The 16,078-nt window shown below is 37.2% G+C and carries 9 protein-coding genes; 6 read left to right on the top strand and 3 right to left on the bottom strand.

The annotated features are described in order from the left end of the window. Positions 1-109: 109 nt before the first annotated feature. Both BWZ20_RS10710 and BWZ20_RS10715 read left to right on the top strand, forming a co-directional pair. Positions 110-6,961 (top strand): choice-of-anchor L domain-containing protein, encoded by a 6,852-nt coding sequence (locus tag BWZ20_RS10710; protein WP_076619877.1) that lies wholly within the window; start codon positions 110-112, stop codon positions 6,959-6,961. A gap of 8 nt (positions 6,962-6,969) precedes the next feature. Next, entirely contained in the window at positions 6,970-7,983 is a 1,014-nt protein-coding gene (locus tag BWZ20_RS10715; protein ID WP_076619880.1) for a type IX secretion system membrane protein PorP/SprF, read from the top strand. Positions 7,984-8,031: 48 nt separating this feature from the next. Here the strand turns inward: BWZ20_RS10715 and BWZ20_RS10720 are convergent, their stop codons facing one another. Beyond that, positions 8,032-9,198, bottom strand: coding sequence for a vWA domain-containing protein (locus BWZ20_RS10720; protein ID WP_076619882.1), 1,167 nt, complete (start codon positions 9,196-9,198; stop codon positions 8,032-8,034). A gap of 5 nt (positions 9,199-9,203) precedes the next feature. After that, positions 9,204-10,235 carry an SIMPL domain-containing protein gene (locus BWZ20_RS10725; protein ID WP_076619884.1) on the bottom strand — a complete coding sequence of 344 codons (1,032 nt, stop codon included), beginning with the start codon at positions 10,233-10,235 and terminating at the stop codon, positions 9,204-9,206. Between the two features lie 212 nt (positions 10,236-10,447). Between BWZ20_RS10725 and BWZ20_RS10730 the strand changes: the two genes are divergently transcribed. From BWZ20_RS10730 to BWZ20_RS10740, 3 genes are all read left to right on the top strand, one after another. After that, positions 10,448-12,622: a histidine kinase gene (locus BWZ20_RS10730; RefSeq protein ID WP_157358389.1), complete on the top strand. Its 2,175-nt coding sequence runs from the start codon at positions 10,448-10,450 to the stop codon at positions 12,620-12,622. Positions 12,623-12,717: 95 nt separating this feature from the next. Beyond that, positions 12,718-13,452, top strand: coding sequence for a LytR/AlgR family response regulator transcription factor (locus tag BWZ20_RS10735; protein WP_076619886.1), 735 nt, complete (start codon positions 12,718-12,720; stop codon positions 13,450-13,452). Further along, entirely contained in the window at positions 13,452-14,108 is a 657-nt protein-coding gene (locus BWZ20_RS10740) for a class I SAM-dependent methyltransferase (protein WP_076619888.1), read from the top strand. The genes BWZ20_RS10735 and BWZ20_RS10740 overlap by 1 nt, the downstream gene beginning before the upstream one ends. A gap of 35 nt (positions 14,109-14,143) precedes the next feature. Here BWZ20_RS10740 and folK read toward each other — a convergent pair whose 3' ends face one another. After that, positions 14,144-15,271, bottom strand: coding sequence for a 2-amino-4-hydroxy-6-hydroxymethyldihydropteridine diphosphokinase (gene folK / locus BWZ20_RS10745; RefSeq protein ID WP_076619890.1), 1,128 nt, complete (start codon positions 15,269-15,271; stop codon positions 14,144-14,146). Between the two features lie 71 nt (positions 15,272-15,342). Between folK and BWZ20_RS10750 the strand changes: the two genes are divergently transcribed. Next, positions 15,343-16,047 carry a queuosine precursor transporter gene (locus tag BWZ20_RS10750; protein ID WP_076619892.1) on the top strand — a complete coding sequence of 235 codons (705 nt, stop codon included), beginning with the start codon at positions 15,343-15,345 and terminating at the stop codon, positions 16,045-16,047. Positions 16,048-16,078: the final 31 nt, after the last annotated feature.

Consider the following 16,078-nt stretch of genomic DNA (forward strand, 5'->3'; position numbering starts at 1 on the left):
GTCAATTCATTTAATTTGATTAAATTTCGTCCTCATTTATAAAAAATGCGCTCCTAGATTGTAATCTTTATGGGATTCTCTGTGTGTTTTTAGATGAATTTTAATAACTATGAAAAAGGTATTATTTTTAACTGCTCTGATTTTTTCAATGCTTGGGTTTTCTCAAGATCTTTCCATGCAAGATGGAACTTTCACAAGGTGCGAACCTGATAAATTTTTTGACTCTGGTGGCGAGTTTGGTAATTATGGAAATGATGAAAATTTCACTATAACTATATGTCCACCAAACCCAGATGAATTCATAATATTAGATTTTGTTAGTTTTAGTACGCAACTCAATGCAGATGTGTTAACCATATATGATGGTGATGACACTACTGCAGCCATTATAGGCACATACTCTGGTGTGGCATCACCTGGTACCATAATAGCATCGGACACCAACACATCTGGGTGTTTAACAGTGGCATTTGTTTCTAATGGCTCTGGTAATACTACAGGTTGGGAAGCGGATATTACATGTGCAGTGTCATGCCAAACCATAACACCAGAAGTTGTCAGTACTACACCAGCAGAAACCTCACCAAATGTTGTTGAGATTTTACCAGGCGACACTATTGACTTTGTTGGTGGAGCAACGTTCTCTGTCGATGGTACAAATGCAACATATTCATGGAATTTTGGTGATGGAAATACAGCTACAGGAACTAATGTGTCAAATACATACACAACTTCAGGTTCCTACACTGTAACTTTAACAGTACAAGATGACAATCCTATTGGCTGCCAAGAAACCGTTATATTTTTTGTAAATGTTTTGCAGGCCATTGTGTCTGTTAATAATAATGCATTTCCAGAATCTTCAATGTCGCTGCCAGAATTGGTAGAAAATGTTCTAGTATCTGGTGGTTGCTCGGGTGTAGATAATTTTTCTTTTCAGGTCAATGGCACACCAGGCGATTTAGGTGGAAAGAGCTATGGATATTTCACCAGAGGTGGTGCAGTTAATTTTCCGTTCGAGGAGGGTATTATAATAACATCAGGCGTGGCTGCCGAAGCCGGAAACAATGTTAATCCAACACTTGTTTCAAATAATAACGGTCAGGCAGGAGACGCAGATTTAGAAAATGCACTAGGCTTTGGAGCTGGCAGTACCAATGATGCTACTTTTGTAAAGTTTAATTTTGTTCCTACATCTAATGAGATTAGTTTTAGATACTTAATGGCTTCAGAAGAGTATGATGGTTCAACAGAATGTAACTTTGCCGACGGATTCGCGTTCTTATTACGTGAAGTAGGAACAGTAGCATATACAAACCTTGCAGTTTTACCAGATGGTACACCTGTTAACGTAACTAATATAAATAATTCTGGAAACTGTACAGATAATCCAGCTTTTTTTGAAGGGTATAACATCGGTGAAACCAATTATGGCGGAAGAACAGTCGTACTCACTGCATCAGCAACCGTTATACCAAATACAACATATGAAATAAAACTTGTTGCTGCTGATGAAGGTGATTCTATCTGGGACTCTGCTATTTTTTTAGAAGCAGGTAGTTTTAATTTAGGAGGCGATCTAGGCGATGATATTACAATTGCGGCAGGTACTGCAGAATGTGGTGGTAATGCAATAACCTTAGACACAGAAGCATCTACCGCAACGCATACGTGGTATTATTCACCAGATTCCGATAATATTAACGATGCCACCCTAATTACTGGTGAAACAGGTTCTACCATAGATATAACAGATGAAGGATACTATTTTGTTGAAGTAGAATTTGCACCAGGTTGCGAAACTTCAGATAGCATTTTGGTAGAGTTTAGACCAAGTCCTACTGCTAATGCAGCACCTAACTTATCTGTTTGTGATGCGGATGGTGTTGCAGAATTTGATCTGTCACAGAATAATAATGATATATTAGGAAGTCAAGACCCAAATGACTTTGTCATAAGCTATCACCTTACACAACAAGATGCAATTGATAATATAGGAGCGTTGCCCACTAATTATACCAATACATCCAACCCACAGACTATTTGGGTTCGTATAGCTGATGCATCAGGAGAATGCTTTGATACAACCTCTTTTCAGTTGTTGTTTACGGATTTAACCATTGGTAATTCGGTTAGCCCATTACAAGTCTGTGATGGCGATACAATTGATGGGATCGGAACCTTTACACTTACAGACAGAGACATTGAGGTCATTGGAACAAATGATCCTGATAATGTAACTGTGACTTATCATTTAGACCAAGCTGATGCAGAGAACGATGTCGCTCCTTTGGCCTCACCTTACAATAATGTTATACCAAATAACCAAACAATTTTTGCACGTTTAGAGGATAATACCAATAACGAATGTTATGCTGTTACCTCTTTAGATTTAGAAGTTTTAGGTAACCCAGTGGCAAACACGCCAATGGCCTTAGAGGTTTGTGATGACGATTTAGATGGTTTTACTGAGTTTAATTTAAGTGATCGTGATGCGGAGGTGATAGGAGCACAGACTGGAGTGGTTGTGACTTACCATTCCACGCCACAAGGAGCTATCGATGGTACGGATGTGCTTCCTATACTGTACACCAATACCGTAGCCGACACGGAAGAAGTTTACGTACGCATCGAGAACGGAGCAGGCTGCTATGATACCACGACCTTACAACTTATCGTCAACCCATTACCGGCCACTGTAGCGGTGAGCCCATATGCACTTTGCGACGAGGATAACCCAGGTGACGAGCAGGAGCTGTTCGACCTAACGAGCAAGGAAGCAGAGATACTGAACGGTCAGGTCAATGTATCGGTGAGCTATTATGCCGACCCAACCGATGCGGATCTTAACGTGAACGCCATTATAGGACCATATGCTAATACCAGTAATCCACAGACGATCTATGCTGTACTTACCAATGACAATACAGGCTGCAACAACCAGGTGACGTTCGAGCTAGAGGTTAACCCATTACCAGTCTTGGTAGATCCAACGCCATTGGAAGTTTGCGACGACGGAACACCAGACGGATTTACGGCGATAGATTTAAACGTTAAGAATGGTGAGATCAGTGGCAATAATCCAACCTATACGGTAAGTTATTATTTTGATCTGGCGGATGCAGAATCAGGGTTAAATCCCTTAGCGATACCATACACCAACGTTAGCAATCCACAGACTATTTTCGTACGCGTAGAGGACAACGCAACAGGTTGTTACGACACCACGACCATGGTATTGGAAGTACAACAGGCGCCAGTAGCCAACACCCCAACACCGTTGTATTATTGCGATCCGGACAATGATGGCTTTGGTGTATTTGATTTAACAGCAGCCGATAACGAGATTACCGGAGGGGCAGCAGGTCTAACGGTAACATATCACGAGACCTTTGCCAATGCAGACAATAATGTGGACGCTATAGACACTACAACGAGCTATAATAATATAGTTGAAGGCGCCCAATTACTCTATGCAAGAGTAGAGAGTGAAACGATTGCCACCGATTGTGCCACCATTGTAGAATTAGCGTTATTTGTAGAAGAGACCCCTCAAATTATAGTGCCGTCGGCATTAGAAGTATGTGATGATGACACAGATGGTTTTGCACAGTTTGATTTAACGAGTAAGGAAGATGAGCTGTTAAACGGTGCAGCGCCTTCAGATTACGATATAACGTATTACCAGACAGAGCTCAATGCCAACGACGCCAACAATCCAATCGCAAACCCGACCGCCTACACCAATACGATAGCAGAGATGGATGAAGTGTGGGTACGTGTAGAAGACCCAGATACCACAGGCGGTTGTTACAAGGTAACACGCTTAGAGCTCATCGTAAACCCATTACCAGTATTGGTTCAGTCAGCGCCATTGGTGTTGTGTGATGCCCTAACCTTAGGGGATGAACAAGAAGCCTTCACGCTTGAAGATGCTAATGCCGAGATACTGAACGGACAGACAGGAATCACACTGACCTATTATGAGACCCAGCAAGATGCGAATGATGCAGAAAACCCAATAGCGAGTCCATATGTCAATACAATGAATGCACAGACGATTTACGTACGAGGGGAAAATGATGTTACGGGCTGTTACAGTACGATAACCCTCACGTTACGAGTAGACCCAATACCATCACCAAGCCCAGACCCAGATCCAATCGAGGTCTGTGACGATGACAATGATGGTTTTGCGGAGTTCGATCTGGAGGTCCGTACGGTAGAGATCACCAATGGTGAGGCAGATGTGGTTATCACCTACCATGAGACTGAGGAAGAGGCCGAACAAGGGGTTAATGCCATCACAGGGTTATATACCAACATTGTAGCCAATACCCAAATGATTTATGTGCGTTCAGAAAGTACGATTACAGGGTGTTACAGTTTAACACAAAGCACATTAGAGCTCGTTGTAGTACCATCGCCAGAAGTACCGACCAATCTAGCGCCGATAGAAATCTGTGATGCTAACGCTGACGGTTTTGCACAATTTGATTTAAACCAGCAAGAAGCTGTAATTTTAGGCACACAAGACCCATCAGAGGTAGAGTTAACCTACCATGTAACAGCAGCAGATGCAACGGCAGGGAATAACCCAATAATAAACACGGGTAATTATACCAACACTGTCAACCCACAGATCATCTATGTAAGGTTATCCAACCCGAGCACAGGCTGTCAAGACACAGGTGCGTTTGAGATCATCGTGCAATTACCACCAGAGCCAGTACAGCCAACACCTTTAGAGCTGTGCGATGACCTAGATGAAGACCCAGGCGATGAGATCACCGTATTTGATTTAACAGTAAAAGACTCTGAAATCACCAACGGTAACGCAAGTTGGTCAGTAGCCTATTATGAGACCAGTGCAGATGCGCAATTGCAGACCAATGCCATAGCAGACCCAACGCAGTATACCAACACCTCGGTAAATGGACTTCCGGCGAATCCGCAGACCTTATATGTTGTAGTTACCGATACCGATACAGGATGTGTAGCCTTTACGACAATGACCATACGCGTATTGCCAAATCCAACACCAACGCCAAGCGACCAAATTCCAGACTTAGAGTTGTGTGATGATATCAATACAGGAGATGGAGTAGAAGTGTTCGATTTAACGCAAAACGAAGTATTGATTTTAAATGGTGAAAATGGGGTAACGCCAACCTACCATGAGAGTTCAGAAGATGCCTATGCAGGGGATAATGCCATAGCAGACCCAACACAGTACACCAATGTAGACATACCAGAACAGGACATTTACGTAAGAGTCACCAACAATGCAACCGGTTGTTATGCTGTAGTTAGCTTTACAATATTTGTGCACCCATTACCAGAGGTAGTGGCCGTAACGGACTTTATACAGTGCGAACTGAATACAGACGGAATAGATAATTTTGACTTAACAACAAAAGATGAAGAAGTCCTAAACGGACAAGATCCAACACGTTATATCGTCACCTACCATGAGACCTTGGCAGATGCTGAAGCAGAGATGAACGCGCTTGTAAGTCCGTACACCAACACAAGCAATCCCCAAGAGCTCTATGTAACCATTACAGACAACGTAACGGGATGTTCTATAAGTACACAGCGCTTTAATCTACAAGTAGATGAAGCAGCACAAGCCAATCCAGATATGGTAGATCTAACCTATGAGGAATGTGATGATGATATAGAGAACGATTTGGACCCAAGTAACGACAGTACACAGTTTACCTTATCAACACAAGATGCGTTTGTGTTAGACGGACAAGATCCGGCAAATTATATAGTAACTTATTATGCAACAGAAGCCGATGCTAATTTAAACGTAAACCCATTGCCAGACCTGTACGAAAATGTTGTGAACCCACAAGTGGTTTATGCAAGAGTGGATAACAATACTCAGGTCGTAATACCAATAGCCTTAGATCTAACAGCCTTAACAACGGGATTAGATTTAGACGGCGACGGTACAATAGATACCTACGACACGGATGCCGATGGTGTGTTTGATTTGATAGACGTGGACGGAGACGGACTGTCAGACGGTATCGATGCCAATGGCGACGGTCTGTTCGAGTTTGTGGATATAGATGGGGACGGCAACGGAGATCCGGTAGACCTCAACAACGATGGGGTGTTTGATAATCAGCAAGACGGATCCATATGTTACGAAGTAGCGCCACTGACACTTCAGGTAAACCCAAAGCCAAACTTCGATTTATTGGAGAGTTATATTCTATGTGTCGGCACAAACGGAACAGAGTTTTTAGATCCATTAGTATTGGACACCGAGTTGTCGGGTACCGGCTATACTTTTGAGTGGACCCTTAACGGAGAGGTCATCGCAACGGCAACAGGCCCTAGCATAATGCCAACACAGGGAGGAACCTATGGTGTTACGGTAACCGATATAGGCACCTCAATGGAGACCAACTGTGAGACCTATGATGAGACTATTGTAGTAGAAAGTGCGCCGCCAATGCTAACCGCAAACTTTGTCACACAATTTTTTGGTGAAAATAATGTTATAGAAGCAACGGTAACGGGAATAGGGGAGTATGAGTTTAGTTTAGATGGAGGTCCCTGGGAAGACGCATTAGAAGACGGAACCATACAATTTACCAATGTATCACAAGGATTACACACGGTAACGGCAAGAGATAAGACAGGTTGTGGCATTGCTACAGAGACGGTATTTGTTGTAGATTACCCCAAGTATTTTACACCAAATGGGGATGGTATACATGAAACATGGAACATAGAAGGTATTGGAAGTAATGCCAAAATTTATATATTTGACCGCTACGGGAAACTGTTAAAGCAGTTAAGCTCGACAGGTCAAGGATGGGACGGGACGTTCAACGGTAACAACATGCCATCGAGCGATTACTGGTTTACGGTAGAGTACCTAGAGCCCCTGACCAACCAAACCAAAGAGTTCAAAGCCCATTTTACCTTGAAACGTTAAAAGAAATTATGAGATTAAAAAAGTTTTGTGTAGTAGCATTTACAGCCCTGATAGCAAATATTGGTTTTGCTCAAGAAGGTGTGCCGATTTATTCAGATTATTTAACAGATAACTACTATCTAATACACCCTTCCATGGCAGGCGTTGCTAATTGTGCTAAGGTTAGGTTAACTGCAAGACAGCAATGGTTTGGCGTTGATGATGCACCTAGTTTGCAAACTCTAAGTATTAACGGTAGAGTTGGAGACACTCCTGTTGGTATTGGAGGAATTTTATTCAACGATTCTAACGGCTACCATTCTACATTAGGTGGATATGCTAGTTTTGCATATCATTTAATGTTCTCAAGAAATGAGATAGACCTTAACATGTTGTCTTTTGGTATTAACGCTGGGTTTTTACAGTATAAAGTAGATGCAAGTGAGTGGCTAGGACCTGGTGATTTATTTGATCCTTTAGCAACAAGTGCTACGGCTACTAATTTTAATATTGACGCTGGTTTTTCTTACCACTTTTTAGATTTTTATGCACATTTTACAGCTAAAAATATTTTAGAAAACGATGGTATTAATTGGAATCGTAATGGTGATCAATGGGAGTTTAGAAATTTAAGAACTTATTTGTTTTCTACTGGTTATACATTCAGTAAGTACGGAAGTGACTGGAGTTATGAACCTTCAGTAATGTATATGTATAGAGATGCTACAGAAGAGTCTTCAATAGATATTAATGCTAAGGTTTACAGAGAAATGGATTTCGGTAAAATATGGGGAGGCTTATCTTACCGACGTAGTTTAGACGGTGCTGAGTTTGTAGACGGTTCTGGTGTAAGTAGCCAAAAGTTACAGTATATTACACCTTTTATTGGTGTAGATTATAATAATTTTGTGTTTGCTTACACATATTCATACCAGGCTAATACCGTAAACTTTAATACAGGTGGTTTTCATCAAATAACTTTAGGTTACAACTTTAATTGTAAGCGAGAGAAGTTTGAGTGTAATTGTCCAGCAATTAATTAACTAAAATAAAAAAGGCTCGGTTTTTAATCGAGCCTTTTTTGTTATGTGCTATTCCCAGACGTAGTTTTTGCTTTTTGCTTGGGTTTTTATGGCATTAACCATAGCATTTTCTAATCCGTTAGTTTTATCTTCAGTATTTTTAGCGATGTATGTTTTACGTTTCACATTTAATTCTGCTATTTCTTTTTGAAGCTTTTCGCGCTCATCTCTTTTCTTTTCGACATAAAGTTTTATTTCATCTTTAGATTTGCCTTTTAATTCTTCAGGTAATTGTTTTTCATCTAAATCTTCATAGGAAAAATCAGCTTCCTTTTCTGCATCAACTAAATCCCACGAGCTATTTTTATAAAGTCTTGAACTTTTACTTACAGTTCTGCTAACAGCATTAGCTTTGTTGTAACTCATAGCATTAAGATCTTGTTCTGCCTGCGTTTCCATTTTTTGCCTTCCTAAGTATCCATAAGCGACATACGTTTTGTTTAGTTTCTCATTGAGTTCTAAAATTTTATCATCGTAAGGCGATGCTACATGTATTGTTGCTTTGTTATGGTTAATAGCCATGTAATCGCCATGAGTTAGATCTGCACCATCCTTCCAAAAACCTGAAATCCCTTGATTATAGTCTCCACAAAAAATTGTGTTAACGGTAACGTCTTTCTGATGTGCGAGTTTAGAGGCTTCTTTGTAACTAACAGTACCTTGCGTATAGGGCTCATTTCCTGCTATAAAAATTAATTTTAAGTCATCTTGATTGTCGCCCCAATTAAGTTGATCTAAAGCTGTTTTTATCACTTTACCACAGTATTCATTACCACCTTTAGTGGTTAGAGAGAAAAGCGATTTTGATATTTCGTCTAAATCATCACTAAAGGCGAGTACTTGTCTTAAATACCCTTCATCTGCATTAAGATTATCATTACCGTATTCATAAAGTGCAATTTTAAGATTAGGGTTTTGCTCTTCGCATTTGGCATAAGAAAGTTCGTTTACAATTTCCCATAATTGCGCCTTAGCTTGGTCAATTAAACCATCCATACTATTACTGGTGTCTAGTAATAATGCGACTTTAATTTCTGGTTTGTCGGTTTTTAAATTCGTTTCAATCACTGTTTGATTGATAGCGAGATCTTGCTGATTTTGTTTTGTGTTTGCATTGCAAGCAGTAAGGGATAGTATTCCCATCATTACAGCAAATGGTTTTATTATTGCTTTCATAGTTATTAATTTTTTGTGTTTAATTCTTTTACATCTATAGTGCCATTAGGCGAAATCACATAGTATTTATGGTCAATTTCGTTTTTTGTAACAGTTTGTGGCTTTTGCTCTTTAGGTTTTGGTGTGTAGAAAAGTTTTATGTTCATTCCTATTTGAACAACAGGTTCTAATATCGATGGATTTACCACAATATCATATTGCTCATAGGTAAGTGGTTGGTAATAATAAGACGTTTGCTTTTTGGCGCTGCTAACACCTTTATTGGTTTTTAAAGCTTCAAAAGAAATACTGTTATAGGCTTGGTAACTTTGGTAGAAATCTTTTGGAAAATAACAGTATTTGTCATCTGCAATTTTAACATCGTAGTTAGCCATGTCAAAGCCTAGTGTTGTATAGTATGCTTTTTTCTCTGTAATGAGTTTTAATAATTGATTTTGAAGATTTTTATAAACTTCCTGAATATTTTCAATAAAATAATCAACCTTAACTAAGTTGTAAACTTCACTTTTGGCACAAGCTTCCAGAATGCCTTCAAATTGACTGGTTTTAGTAAATTGAATATGAATATTTTGTTGTAATTCAAAGCCTTTTGGTACTTCAGTGTACGTTTTACTGAATAACTTTTTTGTGACTTCTACCTCGTACACAGGTACGAAGGAAATAACATCAATTGCAAAGTCTTTTTCGGTAATTCCGAGAGTGTTTAATCTGGTTTTGATGTTGTCTATACGCTCTTTCATGAGCGCATTAGTAGATTCAGCGGTTTCACCAATTTGAGACAAATTGAAAATAGCTGTGTACGTTGAAGCGCTCACATTTTGTAATGCTTTTACATCTATGGTAAGCACATCACTTGGATGGAGTGTTTTGTTCATCTGATGTTGAACCGTTGGGTTGTAAATGTTGGCATTTCCTGAGGTTAAAATATTTTGTCTAGAAATGTCTTGCGTAATTTGGTTGTAGTTTCCTTTGTGTTGTGCAGTTATAGAGTTAGCCCATAAAAAGAGAAGCAGAACTGCCAGATTAAATTTTTTCATTTTGAATTTATGTTTTGATTAATGAGCAGTAAAACTCTGCTGAAAAAAGAGAAATAAAAATCTAGAATGAGTAAAGGACACCAGTTAATGAGTGAAGTAAAATCTTAAATGAGTTAACCCTTATAATTTTTGGGTTGAAAGACAGTAAAATTGAAGTTACCATTTTTTGATACCAAATAAAGTATGTAAGTTAGTCCTATTAATACCTTATTTTGATAAAAACCATTAATACATATAACCTCATATTTTTAGCCCTTTTTACGCTTTTGAGTTTTGGACAAAGCAACTCTACCAAAACTAAAAGTGAAGACACTTTTTTCACGGTAAGAGGATCAGTTTATTTAAAAGATTCAAGAGAACCGATTGACAACGTAAGCATACAGGTAAATGATGGTAGATATACACGTACAGATGTTTTTGGAAAGTTTGTTGTAAAGGCAAGAGTAGGCGATGAACTTACCATAATGCACAACGATTTTGAAACCGTGCGTTACACTGTTTTAAATGATGAGCGAATTACAATATTGGTAGAAGAACAAAACAAAGGACGTTATAAAAGTATTGGATCAGATGATGTTGTAAGGCAATTTAACAAAATGATTGATTCAGCAGATGCGTACTTAAAGAAAGATGCCGCAAAAAGTATAAAGTACGTAGGTGATGCATTAAAATATAATGTTTCATTGAGACAAAGTGCAGAAGCGCACGAGCTATTAGGTGATGTTTATGTCTATTGGAAACAATACGATCTTGCTATATCTGCCTATAAAGTTAGTCTTCAGAATTTTGAAATGGCCTCGTCTAAACTGAAATTGGCAGATGCTTATACCAAGAATGAAGAGTATCAAAAAAGTATTGATACTTATAAAAGTCTTAATGAAAAGGATCTGTCTAATTACGAAAAAACGGTGTTGTACGAAGGCCTGGGTGATGCTTACTTAAAATTAAAAAACACGCAACAAGCTATAAGTTCTTATGAAAAGGGATTAGAGATTGCTAAGACGCATTTAATAGCACCAAAGGTTACCGATTTAAACTCTAAAATTGCACAAGCGTATAACGCAAAAGGTGAAGTAGAAAAAGCAAAGGGTTTCTATAACAATTCACTTAAGTTAGCAAAAAAAGAAAACAAAAAACGCGCTGTAGAAGAACAGGTAAAAGTTGCAGAATTCAATAGTTTAAATCGTGATTATGATAGTGAAATTCAAATAAGAAAAGATGTTCTGGAAACACTTGAAGACATAGAAAAAGACTCTGTTTTACCTAATGAGAGTCCATTAACATCACAAAAGCAAAATTATAAATTAGGTAATGCTTATTTGCTAAATAATGATTTGGACAATGCCATTCCATCATTTAAAAAGAGTATTGAAGAAGCTGATAAAAAGGAAGACTTGGATGTAAAAAAAGATGCGACCAGAAAACTGTCTGAAGCTTTAATTGATGCTGGTGATGCAGAAGAAGGGCTTAAATGGCTAAATGAATATAAAAACACTGTTGACGAATTGTATGCTAAGAAGGTTCAAGAAATATCCCAAGCAGCTCGTTTTAGCAGAAATATAGCAGAACAACAAAACAGAATTACATCTTTAGAAAGCGATAGAGCCTTATCCAAAAGCAAGTACGAGCTTACACAAGAGCGCAACAAACGTCAGCAGTTAATCATTTATTCTTTGCTTGGCGGATTGGTGTTGTTTCTAATCACAGGATTTTTAATGTACAAATACATAAAGCAACAACGTTTGGCAAATAATCTTTTGGCATTAAAATCTTTGAGAAGCCAGATGAATCCCCACTTTATTTTTAATGCCTTAAACTCTGTGAATAGTTTTATTGCAACTAACGATGAGCGTACAGCAAATAAATATTTGTCTGATTTTTCGCAGTTAATGCGTGCTGTTTTAGAGAATAGTGAGGAAGATTTTATTCCACTAAAAAAGGAAATCGAATTGCTTCAGCTGTACACTAAATTAGAGCATTTTAGATTTCAAGATAAGTTTGAGTATTCTATAGATGTAGACGAAAGTGTAAATGTTGAGGAATTTCAAATTCCACCAATGTTACTACAGCCTTATATCGAAAATGCAGTATGGCATGGCTTACGTTACAAAAAAGAAAAAGGACATCTAAATATTGCTATAAAACCAAAATCAAAAGACGAAATTACAATTACCATTTCAGACGACGGAATAGGTAGAACACGTTCTAAACAAATGAAGACTGAGAATCAGAAAAAGCAGAATTCTAAAGGGATGAACAACATTAAGAAGCGTGTAGCAATTTTAAACGAAATGTACAAAGACAAGGTAGATGTAACGATTGAAGATTTTCAACAATCTGAAGAAGATGCAGGTACTAAAGTTGTGGTGACTTTAAAAAAAGATTAATGCATTCTATTTTGGGTTGTCAGACTGAGCTTGTCGAAGTCATTAAGTAAGGAAGTTAAACTAAAAAAGATTCCTGCTTTCGCAGGAAGTATAACATGAAACTAAACACAATACTAGTAGAGGACGAAGAAACAAGCAGAGCTATTCTGCGAAATTATCTTAACAAATACTGCCCAAATATTTCAATTGTAGGCGAAGCTGCTAATGTAGAAGAAGCTTTGGTGCTTATAAGAAATAATGACTTGGATGTAGTTTTTCTGGATGTAGAAATGCCATATGGTAATGCGTTCGATTTATTAGATAAAGTTGGTCATATAGATTTTGAAACCATTTTTGTTACAGCTTATAATCATTATGCCATAGAGGCTTTAAATGCACATGCATCGTACTATTTAATGAAGCCGATTTCTATAGACGAACTTATAAAAGCGGTTGATTATGTCACAGAAATAAAATCGAAAGAAGAAGCACTACAAGACCAAGTGTTGGTGCCAAAAACCAATGCTGTAAATGGAAAAATAACCTTACCACAACAAGATGGTTTTGAGGTTATAGAAACAGCAGACATTATGTATTGCAAAGCTGACGATAACTACACCGAAATTTACCTAAACAACAACAAGAAAAAGCTGGTAAGCAAGACTCTAAAATATATTGAAGAAAGCCTAAAAGACGGCAACTTCGCCAGAGTGCATAAAAGTTATTTAGTTAATGTAAATGAAGTGGTAAAGTATGTAAAAGGAAAAGGGGGAAGCGTTATTCTAAGTAACGGAAAAGAAATTATGGTATCTGCATCTAAAAAGGCTGAATTGTTGGCTTATTTTAAATAATGACCTCTAAAAAACATAAAACACCATGGCCAACCAAAGCGGTTATGGAGCAGATTTATGAGCAGCATTTTTGGGGAGGAAACGATTCAGATTTCTACTCAGGAGAAGGCTCTCACAATCCTAAAATTATTCAACCTTATATTGATAGCGTAACCGATTTTTTAAAATCCCATGATAATCAACTTTCGGTTTGCGATTTGGGTTGTGGAGATTTTAATGTTGGTAAAGCCCTCGTTCCGTTTACAAAAGCTTATGTTGCTATAGATATCGTAGAAGGTTTAATAGAAAGAAACCAGCGATTATTTAAAGCAGACCATTTAACCTTTGAATGTCTGGATATTGCTAAAGATGATTTGCCAAAAGCAGATTGTGTAATTATTAGGCAAGTGCTTCAGCATTTGTCTAACCAAGAGATTCAACAAATTTTAGACAAATTAAGTGTTTATAAATATATCATACTAACAGAACATATTCCTGTTGGGGAATTTATACCCAATATTGATATTATTACTAATAGCCAAAACAGATTAAAGCACCATAGTGGAGTAGATGTGTTAGCAGAGCCTTTTAATTTAAAGGTTAAAGAATTTAAAATACTAAATGAGGTGATTTTAGATGACAATAGCCAAATCGTTACGTCGTTATTTATATTATAATATTAGATCCTGAAACGAGTTCAGGATGACATAAATTAAGAGTTTATTTCATTCAATAACCACAAATAATCTTCACGATTTTTCACAAAATCCTTATCTGAAATATCAATGATTTTTACGTTCAGCTCGGTTTGGTTTCGTAAGAAGTTGAGATAACCTGCATTTATTTTTTCAAGATAGTCGTCTTGTATTTCCTTTTCGTATTTACGACCACGCTTTTTTATGTTGGCTTGTAAACGTTCGGTATTTTGGTAGAGGTAGACGTATAAATCTGGTCTGGCAATATCTTTATAGACTTGGTAAAATAATTTTCTGTATAATCTAAACTCATCTTCGGCTAAAGTGACTTTAGAAAATATCAGTGATTTGTGTACATCGTAATCGCTTACCATAAAATCTTTAAAGAGATCTAACTGCGATAAATCGTCACTAATTTGCTGGTAACGATCTGCCAAAAAAGACATTTCTAGCGTAAAAGCATAACGCTCTGGCTCTTTATAAAATTTTGGTAAAAACGGATTGTCAGCAAAACGTTCTAATATCAATTTAGCATTAAAATCTTGTGCTAATTTGTTTGATAAACTGGTTTTGCCTGCACCAATATTACCTTCAATAGCTATAAAATTATAGTTGCCAAAATTAAAAAGCTTCATTGGGTTTTTAAGCCAAATTTTTATAGGTTCAATTTCAGAGTTGTCATCACATTCTTCAGATAAATCCGATACTTTCTTGTTTAAAGTAGGATGTTCTATGTCTTTAGCGATATCACAAAGTGGTTGTAAAACAAATCTACGTTTATGTAGATGAGGATGTGGAATTTCTAAAGTAGTGTCTTTAAAGGTTTCATCTCCATAAAACAAAATATCTAAATCAATCTCACGAGACTCATAAGTGTCAGACTTTTTGGTAGTTCTGCCTAAATCAGCTTCAATTTGCTTAAGGATTCGTAGTAGTTTTTTAGGTTTTAATTCGGTTTCAATCTTAATACAAGCATTATAGAAATTATCACCTTCAAAACCTAAGGCAGGAGTTTCATAGACTTTAGAAATTTTACGGATTGTACCAACCCTTTCAAAAATAGCATCAATGGACAGTTGCAAGTGTTCTAACTTATTACCTTTGTTACTTCCTAATGCTATGTAAACCTTTTTGCTTGCCGTCATGCGATTAGCAAAATAACTAAAACAAAAATTAATAGGTTATCTTTACTGCAACAATTTATTAACCATTTTTAATGTCATTAAAAGACAAACTTTTAGCCCAACGCATCTACCTTTTACTCGGAAGTCTTTTCATAACCTCTTTGGTAGTGTCTAACCTTATTTTTCAGAAGTTTTTTTATTGGTATCCTGTAGATGTTGAAGTTTTTGGTAGCAAATTGTTCGAAATTTCGGTAGGTATCCTGCCTTATCCAATTACATTTTTAATTACTGATTTAATTAGTGAGATTTATGGTAAGAAGCGAGCCAATGATGTTGTTGTGGCAGGCATTTTTGCGTCCTTATTCTCGGTTGGTGTTATTTTGGCGGCAGACAGTGTGCCAGCATTAGATAATTCGCCATTAAATGATGAAACTTTTAAATTTGTATTTAGCAAAACCATTATAGCAGTTGGTTCTAGCATGTTTGCGTACTTGTTTGCTCAATTTGTAGATATTAGAATTTACCACTTTTGGAAAAACCTCACAAAAGGAAAACACCTCTGGTTGCGTAACAATTTTTCTACTTGGATTTCCCAGTTTGTAGATACATTATCGATAATAAGTTTGTTGTGCTATTTTGAAGTTTTGCCATGGTCTAGCTTCAAAGGATTATTGATTAGTGGATTTTTGTTTAAAGTCTTAGTGGCATTTTTTGACACTCCATTCTTGTATTTGGGAGTGTACCTTTTTAGAAAACGATTTAAACTCAAGGTTAACGAAGAGATTGATCTCACCTAACTGTTATTAAATCATTAAAGTCTTGCTAAAG

Source organism: Winogradskyella sp. J14-2 (assembly GCF_001971725.1).
Lineage (GTDB): Bacteria > Bacteroidota > Bacteroidia > Flavobacteriales > Flavobacteriaceae > Winogradskyella.